This is a genomic window from Prosthecobacter sp., assembly GCF_044226605.1.
Classification (GTDB): domain Bacteria; phylum Verrucomicrobiota; class Verrucomicrobiia; order Verrucomicrobiales; family Verrucomicrobiaceae; genus Prosthecobacter.
The window spans coordinates 193,435-209,744 of record NZ_JBGAGS010000003.1; the positions used below are offsets into that span (position 1 = coordinate 193,435).

Sequence of the window (16,310 nt, forward strand, 5' to 3'; positions counted from 1 at the left end):
CGATTCAGCGCCTGCGCCGGGTCAGCATGAGGCCCATCGCCATGCCCAGCAGCAGCACGCGTGCAGGCTCAGGCACGGCCACGACGGAGATGGTGCCGTTCGTGGTGAAGCTGCTGATGTCCCAGGTGTAGCCTGAGCCGGAGATGTCAGGAAGATCAAAGCCGCTGGCTTCATCTCCGTTGCCGAGGAGCGGCATGCTGTAGCTGAAGCGGCTGTCGAAGATGGGGCTGGATGCCAGACCGGACCAGTCGAGCAGATTGAACACCGCCGGCGCACTGGGGGTGTAGCCAGTCGCGGTGACGGTGATGTTTCCATTGAGATTGAGGGAGGTCGTTCCAGTGCCCACGATATTGAGCAGATCGGAGGTTCCGCCTGGATTGAGTCCGAGGACGATCGTGCTGCCCGCTTGAAAATCGATGGTGCCAGAGCCCGAGGCCGGTTTGAAGTTCAAGGTGCCGAAGCTGGCCTGCGCCGTGCCATCGCCTGCCTGAATGAAGGAGCCGCTGGCAGCCGTGAAACTGACGCCCTGCACGATGCCGGTGCCGGAAAGGGTGGCGCCGCTCTGCACCGTGACCGCACCCGTGCCTGTGGTGCCGATGCCGCTGCTTCCCACCTGCAATGTGCCGCCTTGGACGAGGGTTGCGCCGCTGTAGCTGTTTCCAGCACCGAGCAGGCTGCTGCCCGCGCCTGTCTTGGTGAGTGCGACTGCGCCCGCGCCGTCGGCGATGGAACCGAGATACTGCCCTCCCGTCGCGTCACCTGACCCAAGGGTGAGCATGCTGCTGGTGCCCACAGCGTTGTTGGTGATCGTTGCACCAGGTGAGCCGTTAAGATTGCCCAGCGTTTGATTGAAGCCGTTAAGATTCATAGACGAATTGGCATTCACTGTGAGGGTGGCCGTGCTGGCGATCTGCTCGCTTGCATTGAGCTGCGCGGAAGCTGTGCCCGAGATGCCATTGGCGGAGCCGAGCGTGAGACTGGCCGGGATGGCCACGGCACCGCCGGTTTTGGCGAGAATGAGTGTGCCGCTGTTGATGACGGTGGCGGAGGAACCGGAGAACGTGTTGGATGCCGGGCCGCCCAAGGTCAGGCTTCCGGCGCCGTTTTTCAGCACGGACAGACTGCCCGTGAGAGCGCCATTGAACACGGAATTGCTCACCGTGGAGCTGGCGGTGTTGCCGATTGTCAGCACGAGGTCTGTGGCAGCGGTGACCGTGCCCGTCCCATTGAGGGCGGCGATCGTCTGTGCTGCGCCAAGCGCCAGCGTGTTGCCACTTCCGACGGTGATTTGCGCAAAAGTGCCGAGCGCTCCCGCGGCATTCATATTCACCGTCACGGCGCCACCGGTGCTGGAGAGGTTCACCTGCGTGCCATCAACCAGGCTGGTGGCTGCGGTGCCCAGGGTGACGGTGCTGGCTGTTGTGCCGCTGTTTTGAAAGGTGATGGTACGCGGCGCGATGGCCTGATCTGTGACCGCTCCCAGAGTGAGCGTGGTCGCTGCTGTACTGCTGCTTTGCACATCAAACACTGGATTGCCTCCAGGCAGCGAAGGTCCGCCGATGGTGACCGTGCCGAGTGTCAGGCCGATTGTGCCGCTGGCCACATTGCTGCCTGCCTGCACCGTCAGCGTGCTGCCGCCGGTGATCATGGCGCCGAGCGTGAAGGTCTGGCCGCCAGCTCCTGAACTGGCGCGGTCCACGACGATGGTGGAACTGGCCAGCAGGTTCACAGCGCCGGTATTGGCGGCATTGGTCACGTCAAAGCCCAGGCTGAGCGTGCCGCCATTGAGAGTGAACGTGCCGGTTCCTAGCGGGGCGATCGCCGTCGCGGCCTGCACCCGCAGAGTGCCTTCATCGATCTCATTGGTGAAGGAACGCGCGCTGGTGGCGGTGCTGATGAAGGTCAGCGTGCCGGTGCCAAACTTCGTCAGCAAAAAGTTTCCCGTCAGGCCGCCAGTGTTGCTGACAGTGATGTTGCCACTGCCGCCGATCCTGGCGGCGGCTGCCAGCGCGGTGCTGCCGGTGATGGTGGCCGTGGTGCTGCTGCTGTTGATGAGGGCGCCGTTGTTGCTGTAACCGGCGCCGCTGATGGAGGTGAAGTTCCTGCCGGTGCTTTGTCCATTGAGATCCACCGTGCCGCCTGCGGCGATGGTCACGCCGCTTGTGGCACCGAGAGCTGCGGCGTTGTTCAGCTTCAGGGTTCCCATGTTCACCGTGGTGGCGCCCGTGTAGGCGTTGGCCCCGCTCAGGGTTAACGTGCCCAGCCCGGATTTGATCAATGCCGTGGCCACGCCGCCAAAGCCCAGCACCCCGCTGTAGTTTGAGTTCAGCGCCGTGCCGCTGTTGGCATTCCCCACGGTGAGCGCAAAAGCGCCGATGACATTGCCGTCGCCATTGAGGGAACCGATGGTCTGCGCGGTGCCGAGGCTCAGCATGCTTTTCCCGCTGACGGTGACCTGCGCCAGGGTGCCGATGGCCGTTGCATTGTTCAGGTTCAGCGTGACTCCGGCATTCGCGCCGCTGGTGACATTGACCACGGTGCCGTCGATAAGGCTGGCCATGGCGGTGGCCAGAGTCACGACGCTGTTGGTGCTGGCGCTCCCGCTGTTGGTAAAAGTGATCGTCCGGGCCACGCCGAGATCGCTCAAGGCTCCGAGAGTGAGCGTGGTGGTTCCGGTGGTGGCGGTGCTCAGGTTTTGCACGTCAAAGGTGGCGTTGCCGATCAGGGTGGTGGCTCCAAACGTGACGCCTGCATTGGTGGTAACCGAGACATTGATTCCGGTTTGGATGGTCAGAGTCTGCCCGCCAATGACCAGCACACCGAGTGTGTGCGTGAGTCCTGAGCCGGCGGTGAAGAGGTCCGAGACGACGGTCGAACTCGCCGTCACCGAAACCGGATACGCCGCCACCGAGGCGCTGCTGCCCAGGCTCAGGGTGCCGCCGTTGAGAATCATGGCCGCAGCGGCCGTGCCGAGCGCGGTGGTGGAATTGCTGACGCGAAGAGTTCCGGCGTCAATGCGCACTGCTCCCACTCGTGTGCTTGGCAGCGCTGTCGCGCCATTGCTGCCCACGGTCAGGGTGCCGGCGCCTGTTTTGACGAGAATGTTGTCTCCAGTCAGCGTGCCTGTGCTGATGATGTTTCCGGTGCCGCCGATGCTCGCGCCGATGCCGCCGGTGCCATTTCCCAGGCCGATGGTCAGCGCGCCAATAGACGCTGTGGTGCCCGAATTGTTGATCAAGGCCCCGCCGCCGCTGATGCCGGTGCCGTTCAAGGTGGCTGCATTGGTGATCGTCCTGCCATTCAGGTCCAGCACGCCACCCACCTGAACGGTGACGGCGGACGTGCTCAGGGCTGCGGCATTGCCGAGGATCAGAGTGCCTGCATTCACGCTCGTGGTTCCGGTGTAGGCATTCGTGCCGGAGAGTGTCACCGTGCCCGCTCCGTTCTTCGTCACACCACCCGTGGTTGTGCTGGTGATCGGCGCTTGAATGTTCAGACTGTCGCCCACGGCATTCGTGGTGAGCACCAGGTCACCGCTGCCTCCGGTGGTCAGGCCGGTTGCTCCGCCATCATCGGCGATCACCGCTGCCACACCACCCGTTATGAGAATGCCGCCAGCCGCATTGGTGCCGTTGTTGATTGTCAGCAGCACGCCGTTGTTGATCGTGAAGGTGTCGCTGCCTGCGAATTTTATGCCTGCATTCGCCGTGACCGAACTCGTTTGCGCGAAGGAGCCGCTGATCAGGTAGGGTGTGGAATTTCCGCCACTGAGGCTGCTCGTGGCCGTGGTGGTGGCAGCTGCGCTGATGACCCCTCCGGTGGTGAACGCGAAATCGACTCCGTTGTAAGTGATGCGAGGATCGATGATGCCGTTGACGTTGGAACTGCCGCTCAGTGTCACCGTTGTGTTCGCGGGCGAGACGATGTTCAGGCCGGTGCCGAAAGCCGGTGTGGTGAGCGAGGTGAAGCTCACGGCGTTCGTGCCCGAGGCCGGCGCGTCCACTTTGAGCGTGCCGCCGCCGGCGGTAAGCGTGAGCGCACCGAGCCCCTGCGTGCTGGCCAGGGTGGAGCCGCCAAATTCAAACAGGCCGCTGCCTGTGTAAGTCAGTCCGGGTGTGGTGCTCCACCGGCCCGTGGTGCCGTCGCCGAGCTTCAAGGTTCCCGCATTGATGATGATCGCGCCAGTGCTTGTGTTCACCCCCTTGAGCGTCCAGGTGCCCGTGCCGTTTTTTGTCACCGTGCCTGTGGTGGTGCCGATGATGCTGGAGATGCTGCCATCCCCCGCGCCTGCGAGCGTGATGCCAAAGGTGGCGCCGCTGATGGTGCCGGAGTTGGTCAGGTTCAGCGTGCCGCTGTCCGACGAGATCGTGGCTCCGCCAATGGAGAGGCTCAAAAGCCCGGTGTAGTTGTTTACGCCGCTCACATTCACCAGAGCACCCGTCTGGATGTTGATGCCGTTGCCGCCTGCGAAGCCTGTGTTGTTGACACCTGCCGTGCTGGTGATGCTCAGGCCCTCCGCCGCGGTGGTGATGCCGCCCTGAATCTGCAGCGTCGTGCCCGCGCTGATGATCGTGCCCTGGGCGGTGGTGCCAAGCGCGTTGGCGCTGCGGATGTTGATGATGCCGCCATTGATCGTGGTGAGGCCGGAGTAGCTGTTGTCCCCGCTCAAGACCAGGGTTCCGGGCAGTGTCTTTGTAATGCTGCCCGCAACGCCCGTGGCCTGCGTGACGGCACCGCTGATGGTGAGCTGGTCCGTGGCAGTGACGCCGGAGGACGGACCCACCGCCACCGTTCGAGTTGCGACTCCGCTGCCGGTGCTGGTGGTGAGCTGAAACGTGCTGCTGATGGTGTCGAGTCCAGTGAAGCCGATCGTGCCGCCAGTGCGATTGAGCGCTAGCGTGCCGGAGCCCGAGACAGTGGCGCCAAAGAAGGCCGCGAGGGTGTTCACCGTGAGAATGTGACCGTTGGTGTCCAGTGTGCCACCCGCATTGATGGTGAGGCTGTCTGCCTGACTGGCTGCGGGAAACGAGAGCCACATCTGGTTGTCCGCATCCAGCCGCACGGTGGCATTTCCCGCGGTGGCGGCGGCCAGGGCGCCAATGGTCAGCACCGGCGTGATGGCGGTGGCGACACCTGTTTTTCCCAGCACCAATGTGCCTCCCGTGACGCTGGTGACGCCGGTGAAGCTGTTCGAAGTCGTGCCGCTTAGGGTCAGTGTACCCAGTCCTGCTTTGGTCAGCGTGAGGGTTCCCGTGCCATTGCTGAGCACGCCGCTGAAATTGCTGCTGACCGGCGAAGCGCTCGCCGCATTGCCGATGATGAGCGTGAAAGCCCCGCTGGCATTCACCGTGCCGGTTCCTGCCAGTGATCCCAGCACGACATTCGTCACACCTTCCGTCAGCGTGCTGTTGCCGTTCACCGTCACCTGCGAGAGGCTGCCGAGCGCGGTCACGTTGGTGAGGTTCACCGTCACGCCTGCGCTGGTGCCGTTGTTGAGATTGACCACGGTGCCGTCCACGAGGCTGGTGGCGGCTGTGCCCAGAGTGATGGCGCTGGCAGCCGCGCCGCTGTTTTGGAAGGTGATCGTGCGTGGCGCGATGGCCTGGTCATTGAACGCCCCGAGCGTGAGCGTCAGCGCGGCAGCAGCCGTGCTTTGCACATCAAAGGTGGGATTGCCCGCACGCATGGACACGCCGCCGAGGCTCACAGATCCGAGAGTGAGGCCGATCGTGCCGCTGCTCACATTGCTGCCCGCCTGCAGCGTCAGCGTATTTCCGCCGATGGTCAGCGTGCTGAGTGTCAGCACCGTGCCGCCTGGGCCGCCGCTGGCGCGGTCTGCGATGATGGTGCTGTCGCTCAGCACATTCACCACATTGGTCATGACGTTGGTCACATCAAATCCCAGGCTGAGCGTGCCGCCATTGAGTGCATACGCACCTGTGCCAATGGGCGCTATGGCCGTGGCCGCCTGCACTCGGAGCGTGCCTGCATCGATCTCGGTGGTTCCTGTGCGGCCACTCGTTGTGGTGGAATCAATCACGGTGAGCGTGCCGCTGCCGAGCTTGGTCAGCAGGAAGTTTCCCGTCAGACCGGTGGCATTGGTGATCGTGATATTGCCCGTGCCACCCATGGTGGAGACTCCGCTCAAGGCTGTCGTGCCCGTGACCGTGGCAGGTGTGGTGCTGCTGTTGATCAAGGCCCCGAGGCTGCCCACGCCGGTGCTGTTGATGGAGGTAAAGCTGCGGTCCGTCGTCTGTCCGTTGAGATCCAACGTGCCTCCCGTGGCGATGACGACTCCGCTCGTCACACCCAGCGCCGTTGTGCTGCCCAGCTTCAAAGTGCCGCCGCTGACGGTGGTGGCGCCAGTGTAAGTGTTGTCTCCCGCCAGGGTCAGCATGCCGGTGCCGTCCTTGGTGAGCGATCCCGTGCTGGTGGCGATGCGGCTGTTCACCACCACATTGCCTGCACCTCCCAAAGTCAGCGGAAAAGTGCCCGTAATGATGTTGGTCGAGGCGTTGGTCAGGAAGAGAGTCAGTGTGCCGGAATCCACATTGATCCGGGACGCCGCCAGCAGCGTGATGAGCCCGCCGATGGAGTTGCTGCCGGAGAGGCTGCGCAGCGCGCCGTCACCGGCGATGCCCGTACCGCCGATGCTCATGCTGCGTGCCACGCTGATGCCGCTGCTAAGCTGCAGCGCCGCGCCTTCCATCACCGTCAATGTGCCGCTGCTGCCCAGTGCGCCCGCGCTCTGCATCTCCACCGCGCCGGACACCACCGTGCTGCCGCCGGTGAAGGTGTTGGCACCGGTCAGAATGGTTTTGCTGCCGGCCGTGCCGTTGAACAGCAGCGTCACTGCTCCGCTGCCGTTGTTGGCGATGACAGAATTGATCGTGATGGTACTGTCGGTGCTGTTGTTCGTCACGATCAGCTGACCCGCCGTGCTGGCGGCACCGCCTGCCGTCAATGTGCCTGCGGATCCCGGCTGGCCGATCGTGAGATTGCGCGCGTCTCCATCGAGCTGAATGCCTCCTGTTGCGCCCAGGCGCAAAATGCTGGAAGGCAGCGCGACAAGGCGGTCGGTGTACGGATCATTCATCGTCACGGTGTTGATGTCCGTCGTCGCACCCGTGACGGTCACATTCCCCGTGGAGGCACTGGAGATGTTCAGGTTGCCGGACGCTGCATAACCCGGGAGGGCTGAGATGGCCGTGCCGGAAACATGGAGCAGATCTCCCACGAAGCCGTCGGTGACTTTTCCGCCCACCACCTGCGCCCAGCCTGCCATGCCATTGAAGCGGCGGTAGGTGATCCAGGGACCGAGAAATCCAGTGGTGCTCGTCGTGCTCACATCTCCGGCCGCAGCGGCATTGATCGTCAGAAACGACTGATTGCCGGCCACCCGGGTGATGGTGCCCAGAGAAAGGTCCATGCGCCCGCCGGTGTCCGAAGTGAGATTGATCACCCCCAGGGCGCCGATGGCGGCTGATGCGCCGCTCACGCTGACATTGCCGAAGGACTGGCTGTTGTTCGTGCCTGCCTTGCCGACGAAATTGAGCAGGGTCGGGCCGCTGTTCCCACCGATGATGTTCAGCGCCCCCGCAGTCACACCATTGTAGAAGAGGTTCGTCACAGGTGCGCCCGCTGCGCTGAAATCAAAGATGTTCACGCCACCGTTTGCACTGCTGCGGCCAAACGTCGTCGCGCCCGTGAAGTTGCTGGTGCCGGTGTAGGTCACCGTGCTGATGGCTGAGACACCGCTGCGTGTATAGCCCGATCCGACGGTGGATTCACCGATGCCACTGCTGACCAGCACTCCAGTGACGAGTGCGTTGGTGTGAATGAGCGCCGTGGAGGTCAGGGTGATGCCGCCGCTGAGGACGATGCCGCTCGAATCCACGCGAATGGCGCCATTGTTCTGCCCGAGGCCACCCATGGTGATGGGAACGGCGTAGTTGTTGTTCGTGCCGCTGATGGCATAGACGCTGCCGGACTCGATGACGATTTTGGAAAAGCCGGAGTTCGAAGCAGCGGAAGCGACCAGGGCAAAGACACCCACGGAAGCCGAATTGCTCTTGATGGTCAGCGTGCCCACCAGGCCCGAATTCACACTCGGAGTCGCAAACTTCAGGTACTGAAATGTGGAGGTCGAGCCCGCGGCCCTTTGCAGCGTCAGGTTGTTTCCAGTAATGAGGGTGTTCAGGTTCACAAACTGCACACCCGTGCTGCCGCTGCTGACCAGGTCGGAGAGTTCGATGGTGGCATTGTCTGCGAAGGCCAGCGTGCCGCTGCCTGAGAATGTGTGCGCAGGATTTGGAGTGCTGGCAAAGGGCACAAACTTCATGCCGCCGAGATTGATCGTGCCGCTCACGGTGATCGTGCCGCCAGCCGTGGCAGTGTTAAGTCCAAACACCGCGATGGTGTTCGCATTCGTGGTGTTGTTCCAGGCCACGTTGCTGGTGCCGTCATACCAGTTGGTCAGCGTCGTGTTCCAGGTGCCGTTGCCTTCCTGCACGCCGGCTGTGGCAGTGTCAGCGTCCCACGTGAGCTGTGCTGAAGTGGAGAGGGGCAGCAGCAGAAGCATTGCAAACATCCAGCGGAACGGAGGAGGAACAAGGGCGGAGGAAAAGGTGTGCATAAGGCTGAATTCAGTCCTTCTCTTCCAAGCACATGCATGACCATCCTGACGCTTATGCAGACCCCGAAACGCGCAAAAAAGACGCTATTTGTGCAGCGCAAAAAAGGGCACACACGCGTGCCAGATTGAGTTCAGAGAATTCTTCTTAACACAGGTGTTTCACTGGGGTTATTCGGATCGCAGCATAAGCATCAAGCCGCTACTTCGTCATGGCGGGTCTTGGCCTGGGATATGCTATTTCAACCCTCTGCTCCGGATGTTTTGATCCCGGCTTTTTCTGCTCCCTGGCGGTGAAGTTGGCAGGGAAGTGCATGCGCGCGCTGCTGGTGCCTTCACCTTTGAGCTCCTCCAGCAGCTCCGCCACTCCTTCCAGCACGCAGGTGGGCTGGTACACGTAGCTGGCCAGATCTTCCAGCCGCGTCGAACCCGTGAGCACCAGGCAGGCCTGCATGCCGAGCTCGATGGCGCCACGAATGTCCGTCTCCATTGTGTCCCCCACCATCATCACCTCCTCCGTGTGGCGCTGCAGCATGCGGCGCGCACGCTGAAACATGTACGGGTTCGGCTTCCCCAAAAAGTACGCGCGCTGCCCCGTGCTGGCCTCCAGGTAGGCTGCCAGCGCGCCTGCGCCGGGACGCGTCACGTCCTTCTTCACCGGACACCAGTTGTCCGGATTTGTGGCCACCAGCCGCGCACCTTTCTCGATCAGTTCATGCGCCTTGGAGAGTTTCTCCGTGGACTGCATGCCTTCTCCCACGACGACATAGGTGGGACGGATGGAGTCATTTGGGATGCCCGCCTTTTGCAGCGCGAGGTTCAGTCCTGCATCGCCCATGACAAAAGCGGTGCAGCAGGGATGGTTCTCCGCCAGAAACTCGGCGGTGTTCATCGCGGCGGTGTAAAAATGCCGCGCGGAAATCCCGCTGATTCCAAGGTGGTTCAACTTCACCACCAGGTCCTCCGGCGTGGGTGCAGAGTTGTTGGTGACAAAGAGGAAAGGGGTAGAGGTCTCGATGAGATGATGCACAAATTCCGCCGCCTTTGGCAGCAGCTGGTTTTCACGGTAGATCACACCGTCCATGTCGATCAGAAGTCCTTTGGTTTGAAGCATGGCGTTAAGGGGTTTTGAGTTTGATTGAGTCAGTTCCTTCTCAAGCATGTGCGGGACCAGCCCTCGGCCCATGCAGTCCCCGAATCCTGCAAAGCAGACGCTCTTTGTGCACGCCGCCGCTAATTCTTCTGCACCCGGCTGCGGTATGCCAGCGGCACGCAGTGCTGATGCTCTCTGAACTGGCGCTGGAAATGGGCGGGTGAGACAAAGCCGCAGTCCATGGCGATCTGGCTCACTGTCAGGTCAGTCTCCGCCAGGAGCAGGCAGGCGCGTGCGATGCGCAGTTCATTCACATACTGCGGCACCGTGCGGCCCGTGCTCTTTTTGAACAGACGGCTGAAGGCGCTTTTCCCCAAGCCCACGATGGCTGCGAGGTCCACCACATAAATCGGCTCCGGCAGGTGGGATGCGATGAATTCGCAGGCCGTGCTGATGCGGTCGGAGGCGCCCGGGCGCGGCTGCGGCAGCACCGCCGAGGAAATCTCCTGCAGCTCCTCGGAGTTCGACAGCAGATCCAGCAGCTGCAGCAGGAGAATGACGCGCTGCATGCCGTGCAGGTGCTGCATCTCCCGCATCATGCGCGTGGCCGTCAGCTTGGTGATCCCGGTGATTTCCAGTCCCTGCTCCGCGCGCTGAAACAGGCGGCGGATCGGCTTCATGGTGGAGCGCTGCAGCCAGTCCTCATGCCCCGGCAGCTGCGGCATGAACTGCACCACGATGGCCTCCACCTCCGCGGGTTTTTCTCCCGGCGCGGGCTGGTTGCGGTAATCATGCGGCACATTGGACCCCATAAAAACGAGATCTCCGGGCACGAGGCGGCTGATGTTGTTGCCCACCAGCCGCTCCGTGCCGCCCCTGACCACGAGCGTGATCTCGCATTCGTTGTGGTAATGCCACACGCAGTTAAAATCCTGCCCGCGCACGACCTCGCACACCACCGGCTCCGCCGATGCCATGGGAGACAGCTTTTCAACGATGGGTTTCATGCGCTCCGGGTGCTGAGGACTGGCACGCACGTCTGTCTGCCATCACGGATGGCCGGGGCGCGAAATCCTTTATGAAAACCATTACGAATCAAAGCCAGGCACAGAAGACGATATCTGATGGGAAGCGTGGAATGATGAGTCGATTTTATGCGCAAGGGTGTGAAGGGAATAATCAAGGAGTGGGAGTGCCACGGCAGCACGGAGTGCGCGTGACTGCCATGAGCCTATGCAGCATGCGTGCCACCTTTGACTGCCGGGATGACGATCTGCACAGATGAGTGTTCATCTGCGACATTCGTATCATCCGTTTTTTGATCCCGGGGCTCTTTTTCTGCGGTATCAAAATAACCTGTCTCGCTGCTTCATTCCTTCCACGTCTTCATGCCCGTGACTGGCAGCAGTGCATCCGCGGCCGGGCGCCATTCGGGTGTTCCCGCCTTCTGAAACAGCTCGTAGATCAGCTTTTTGCTATGGGGAGTGGCGATGGAGTTCGGCGCATTTCGCCAGAGGCCCAGCCGGAGCCCGCCTTCCTGCGCATGATCGACATGCCTGTGGTAAATAAACGCATCGACCGTGGGCAGCGTCTGGATTTTTTCCCACGCAAATGCATACGCCGCAGCTTGCAGTCGCTCGCCATCCGGAGTCAGGAGAGTATGAAATCCCTGCTCGCTGAGGATGATGCGGCGTGGCTGGCCTTTGAATAGAAATTCAGGCGCGGTCAGGTGTTGTGGCAGCACCTCCAGATTTTTGAAGGTGACCTTGTTGGTGCTGTCCGCATGCGTGACCGTTTTGTCCGCCCAGGCGCGGGGATTGCCCAGGTCTTCAGGGTAGGGGTGCCAGGCGACGTTCCAGTCGAAGTCCCCACGCTCCCGCACAAGACGAGCAAAGGTGTCGAGGAAGTCCCGGCCCGGCGTGGCTTCCTGCGCGCTCACGTTGTGCATGCTGCTGCTCCAGTGATGGTCTGAGGAGAGATACGTGCGCGCGTTTTGCGAATGCCTGCGGATGGCCGTGTGCATGATGCGGAAGGCTTTTTCATATTCGCTGGCGGCGGTTTCCAGCGGCACCAGCCCCATGTTGTTCCAGAGGAAGTGCGAGTTCACCTCATTGCCGATGATCCAGCCCCACACGCGCCCATGTTCCGCGTGCGCGCCGCTCCAGCGCTCCGCCAGCAGGTTCATGACGGCATCGAGGTAGCCGTTCGTCGTGTTCATCGCGCCGACGCTGAACTTGTAGTCTTTGCGGTGCCCCGGATGCAGCACCACGGCATCGATGGCCGCGTTCTTGGAAGGGTAGGCGATCAGGATGAGATACACGACCACTCCCTTGTCCGAAAGCGGCTTGATCTGCCGGTCCAGCGAAGCGAGGTAATTTTGATTGAAAACAAACTCCTGGGTCTCCGGCTTCGACTTGGCGTCAAACAACGCCGTGAGGTTCACATTGATCCCCGCATGATGAATGCCCAGCGCCAGGGCATCGTCCACCATCTGCACCTGCAGGCCTTTGGGATTCGGCGGCGAGGGGAAGAGGTCTGTATTTTGCGCACAGGCGATTTGCGCAAAGAAGAGGCTGAGAAGAAGATGACGCATGTGTGACGAGACAACCAGCATCACCCTTGAGCAACCGCAACGTGAATGCGAAAAGTACTCGCGAGCTTTAGCTCGCCCTGGAAATGGCGCACACGGCACCCGGAACGAGCTAAAGCTCGCAAGTACTTTGGAATGCGCCCAAGCTGCCTGCGAACGTTGTGGCAAACCCGGTGCCACGAAATTCGCCGACCAGTTCATCTGCGACGACTGCTACATCGCATGCGGCTCCTGCTGCGCGGGAGAGGAATAAACCAAGTACTTGTGAGCTTTATCTCACTCTGGACAAGGCCCTCACGCCGCCCGGAGCGAGCTAAAGCTAGCGACTACTCTCTCACTCCTTCTCCGGCACCAGCTTCAGCGCCAGCTTCCTGAAATCCTTCACGCGGTGAAACGTGGCCGTGTCCGCATCGTGCTGATTCGGCGCATGGATGCTGGAGCGCGCGATGATGGCAAGGTCGTCTCCGTCCACCACGGGGCGGGCATACATGAAGGACTGCGAGAGCTTCGCGGCCTGGGCCACGCAGCCTGCGGGAAACCAGTTCATGCCGTCGAGGCTGTACTGCAGCATGAGGAAGCGGCGGTCATTGGCGCTGGCTCTGTGCAGGCCCTTGTTCTCGGCCTCCGCCTGCCAGCCGAAGAGGTCGTGGCTGTCCGCCGCCAGATTGGAAGTGCACCAGAAAAGCTGGGAGGGCTCGTCGCGCAGCACGCAGAATTTCAACTGACCGCCAGGCAGGGCGGCGAACTGGGTGAACTTCAGATCGAGCCTGGTGCCGTCGTCCGTCGCGTCAAACACGCTGCACAGCCCCGTGACGGTGGGGCGTTTGATCTTGGTCGCGGCCAGCAGGCGCAGTCGGCCCTGCACTTCGATCACGTTTGCTTCCAGATACTGATCCGGCAGGTCCTTGAACTTCGCATCGTAGACTTCCTTGGGCGTGCCAGGGTAGGGGACGGCTTCGGAGATGCGCCAGGCCTTCGGGTCCATGGGGTCGCGGGTGAGATCTCCTGCGATGAGACGCGGGCCGCGGCGCTTGCCAAAGCTCAGGTCATCCGTGGCCCAGTAGAGGTGATCTTTGTTTTGCACCATGCCGGTGTGGCAGTTCCAGTAGTAGCCGGTGAAGAGGGTCACCGGCGGCGTCCACGTTTTGCCGCCGTCTTCGCTGCGCAGCAGCAGCAGGTCGGCATTGCGCTTCTTCCCCAGGCCCGCTTTGTTGGTGAGGAGGTAGAGATGCCCGCGATCCACCCACGGCGCGGCTGAATAATAAGGCAGGTCCGCCTGATGCTGCCACGTTTTGCCACCATCGGCACTGCGGAGGATGTGGGTCACGCTGTGCTCCGCGCGGCGCTCTTCGCTCCACTTTTCACGCGGCACCACGGGCACTGCGGCGATGAGCGCCCCGTCATCCATGCGCACCAGCCCCGGCCCTTCCACATAGTATTCAGGATCAGGATTGTGCCACACCACCACGTGTTCCTGGGCCAGAGGTTCGGCGGCGTGCAGGCCGCATGCAGAGGCAAAAACGAGGGCGAGAAATGAAACAAAACGGGGAAGGGCAGGCGGGGACATTCCGCGTGAACGGATTCTACCCGGCGATGTTGCACGCAGGCATTCGCGAAGGGTGCTCGGGAATCAGAATGATCCCAAAAAAACACAAACCTCGCTGAGACTGCGGCGGTTGCTCCCGTAGTTTCGCGCATGTCTCTCGCTTCCTTCTTCCAGCCACTCAGCATCGCACTCGTCGGAGCCACCGGGCGTGAAGGCAGCGTGGGGCGCGCCATCTGGGACAATTTGCGCAGCTTTTCCGGTCCGGTGTATCCGGTGAATGCAAAGCACCCGGAAGTGTGCGGCGTCAGCGCCTTTCGTAGCATCGCTGCTTTGCCCGAGGTGCCGGAGCTGGTGATCATCGTCACTCCCGCAGCCACCGTTCCCCAGCTCGTCGAGGATGCGGGGGCTGCGGGCGTGAAGGCCGTGGTGGTGATCTCCGCAGGGTTCAAGGAAACAGGTGCCGCAGGCGCGAAACTCGAAGCCGAAGCACTGGCCGCGGCACGGCGGCACGGCGTGCGCCTCATCGGGCCGAACTGCCTCGGCCTCATGAATCCCCATGCCGGGCTGAATGCCAGCTTTGCCAGCAGCGTGGCACGGCCTGGACGTGTGGCCTTTCTCAGCCAGAGCGGTGCGCTGTGCACGGCCATCCTCGACTGGAGCCATGACCAGCATGTGGGCTTCAGCGCCTTCGTTTCCACGGGGGCGATGGCGGACGTGGGCTGGGGCGATCTCATCCGCCATTTCGGCGCGGATCCGCACACTGGCAGTATTGTCATTTACATGGAGTCCGTCGGAAATGAAGCCTCGGCCTTCCTGGCGGCCGCTCGTGCCGTGGCGGCGGAAAAGCCGATCGTCGTGATCAAGGTCGGCCGCACCTCCGAGGCCTCGCGTGCCGCCGCCTCCCACACGGGGGCCATGACCGGCAGCGATGCCGTGCTGGATGCGGCCCTGCGGCAGAGCGGCGTGCTGCGTGTGGACAGGATCGAGGAGCTGTTTGACATGGCGGAGGTGCTGGCCAAGCAGCCCCTGCCTGCCGGTCCCCGGCTTGCGATCGTGACCAATGCCGGCGGTCCCGGTGCTCTGGCCACGGACGCTCTTGTTCTCGGTCATGGCGCGCTGGCGGAGCTTTCCACGCAGACCATGGAGCAGCTCAGTGCGCTGCTGCCGGCGAGCTGGAGTCATCACAATCCGGTGGATGTTTTGGGAGATGCCGATGCGGCGCGCTTTGCCGAGGCCCTGCGCATCGTCGTCCGGGACAAAGGCGTGGACGGCGTGCTGGCCATCCTGACACCGCAGGCCATGACGCACCCGACGGAAATCGCGCGCGAAGTCGCGCAGATCGCACAGCAGGCCGAGAAGCCGCTGCTGGCCAGCTGGATGGGTGCGCAGAGCGTGATGGAGGGGCGCGGCATTCTCAATGCCGCCCACGTTCCCACCTATGACTACCCGGACGAGGCGGCGCACGCCTTTGTGCGCATGCGCGAGCACCGCATGCGCCTGCTCTGGCTCAGCGAGACCCAGAGCGCCCATGCGGATGATGACGGCGAGGAGCTGCCGCTGGTGAGTGAAATGATCAGCGCCGTGCTGCGCAGCGGGCGTACCCTCATGACGGAGCAGGAGGCCAAGCAGCTGCTGCAGGTGGCCGGCATTCCCGTGGTGGAGACCCGCGCCGCCTATGATGAAGCCGCGGCCGTCGCGGCGGCGGAGGCCCTGGGGTATCCTGTGGCGGTCAAGCTGCTGTCCTCCTCCATCACGCACAAGAGTGACAGCGGTGGCGTGCAGCTCAATCTCCTCAATGCCAGTGCCGTGCAGCAGGCCTGGCGGCTGATCCGGGACAACGTCACGCACCTGCATGGTCTCGGTGCTTTTGACGGGGTCACCGTGCAGCGCATGATCACGCAGAAGGGGCACGAGCTGATTCTCGGCGCGAGCACGGACGCGCAGTTTGGCCCCGTGCTGCTCTTTGGTGCGGGTGGTACTTTGGTGGAGGTGCTGCAAGACCGCGCCCTGGCGCTGCCGCCGCTCAATCACGCTTCGGCACGGCGCTGGGTGGAGCAGACGCGCATCTCCCGCGTGCTGCATGGCGGCCGCGGGCAGGCGGCGGTGGATTTTGCCGCGCTGGATGACGTGCTGGTGAAATTCTCCCGCCTCGTGCAGCATGAGCCGCGCATCGTGGAGCTGGACATCAATCCGCTGCTTGCCACGCCCGAAGGAGTGCTGGCGCTGGATGCGCGGGTGGTGGTGCGGGCATGAGAGAAAATGGCATGACCTAATATGCCGCCATCCTGAGGGTCCAGCGGCCGCCGCGCACTCCGCTCCGGCGTAGAGGATTCCGCTTGCGCCCGTGTAGCGGCAGCCGCCCGTCTGCAATCGGGGATTGCAGACACTTGGCAGAGTCGCTGGTTGCCTGTATGGACGCGTGCTGATTGAGATCAGCGGCGTCCGGATG

The 16,310-nt window shown here is 62.6% G+C and carries 6 protein-coding genes; 1 reads left to right on the forward strand and 5 read right to left on the reverse strand.

Features of this window, described 5'->3' with window-relative positions:
• Positions 1–4: 4 nt before the first annotated feature.
• From ACILSO_RS05320 to ACILSO_RS05340, 5 genes are all read right to left on the reverse strand, one after another.
• Positions 5–8,635: a beta strand repeat-containing protein gene (locus ACILSO_RS05320; RefSeq protein WP_395736335.1), complete on the reverse strand. Its 8,631-nt coding sequence runs from the start codon at positions 8,633–8,635 to the stop codon at positions 5–7.
• Between the two features lie 199 nt (positions 8,636–8,834).
• Positions 8,835–9,746 (reverse strand): HAD-IIA family hydrolase, encoded by a 912-nt coding sequence (locus ACILSO_RS05325; protein ID WP_395736336.1) that lies wholly within the window; start codon positions 9,744–9,746, stop codon positions 8,835–8,837.
• 119 nt (positions 9,747–9,865) lie between these two features.
• Positions 9,866–10,732 (reverse strand): helix-turn-helix domain-containing protein, encoded by an 867-nt coding sequence (locus tag ACILSO_RS05330; RefSeq protein ID WP_395736337.1) that lies wholly within the window; start codon positions 10,730–10,732, stop codon positions 9,866–9,868.
• 362 nt (positions 10,733–11,094) lie between these two features.
• Positions 11,095–12,318 carry a DUF5722 domain-containing protein gene (locus ACILSO_RS05335; protein WP_395736338.1) on the reverse strand — a complete coding sequence of 408 codons (1,224 nt, stop codon included), beginning with the start codon at positions 12,316–12,318 and terminating at the stop codon, positions 11,095–11,097.
• Between the two features lie 331 nt (positions 12,319–12,649).
• The gene (locus tag ACILSO_RS05340) at positions 12,650–13,882 is read right to left on the reverse strand and encodes a hypothetical protein (RefSeq protein ID WP_395736339.1); all 1,233 of its coding nucleotides are present in this window, start codon (positions 13,880–13,882) and stop codon (positions 12,650–12,652) included.
• A gap of 129 nt (positions 13,883–14,011) precedes the next feature.
• Between ACILSO_RS05340 and ACILSO_RS05345 the strand changes: the two genes are divergently transcribed.
• Complete coding sequence (locus ACILSO_RS05345) at positions 14,012–16,114, forward strand: acetate--CoA ligase family protein (protein WP_395736340.1); 2,103 nt, start codon at positions 14,012–14,014, stop codon at positions 16,112–16,114.
• Positions 16,115–16,310 lie beyond the last annotated feature (196 nt).

What these genes read in the sequence shown, in the direction of transcription:
- ACILSO_RS05320 (WP_395736335.1), bottom strand. Translation starts at nt 8,635, where the DNA reads ATGCACACCTTTTCCTCCGCCCTTGTTCCTCCTCCGTTCCGCTGGATG.
- ACILSO_RS05325 (WP_395736336.1), bottom strand. Translation starts at nt 9,746, where the DNA reads ATGCTTCAAACCAAAGGACTTCTGATCGACATGGACGGTGTGATCTAC.
- ACILSO_RS05330 (WP_395736337.1), bottom strand. Translation starts at nt 10,732, where the DNA reads ATGAAACCCATCGTTGAAAAGCTGTCTCCCATGGCATCGGCGGAGCCG.
- ACILSO_RS05335 (WP_395736338.1), bottom strand. Translation starts at nt 12,318, where the DNA reads ATGCGTCATCTTCTTCTCAGCCTCTTCTTTGCGCAAATCGCCTGTGCG.
- ACILSO_RS05340 (WP_395736339.1), bottom strand. Translation starts at nt 13,882, where the DNA reads ATGTCCCCGCCTGCCCTTCCCCGTTTTGTTTCATTTCTCGCCCTCGTT.
- ACILSO_RS05345 (WP_395736340.1), top strand. Translation starts at nt 14,012, where the DNA reads ATGTCTCTCGCTTCCTTCTTCCAGCCACTCAGCATCGCACTCGTCGGA.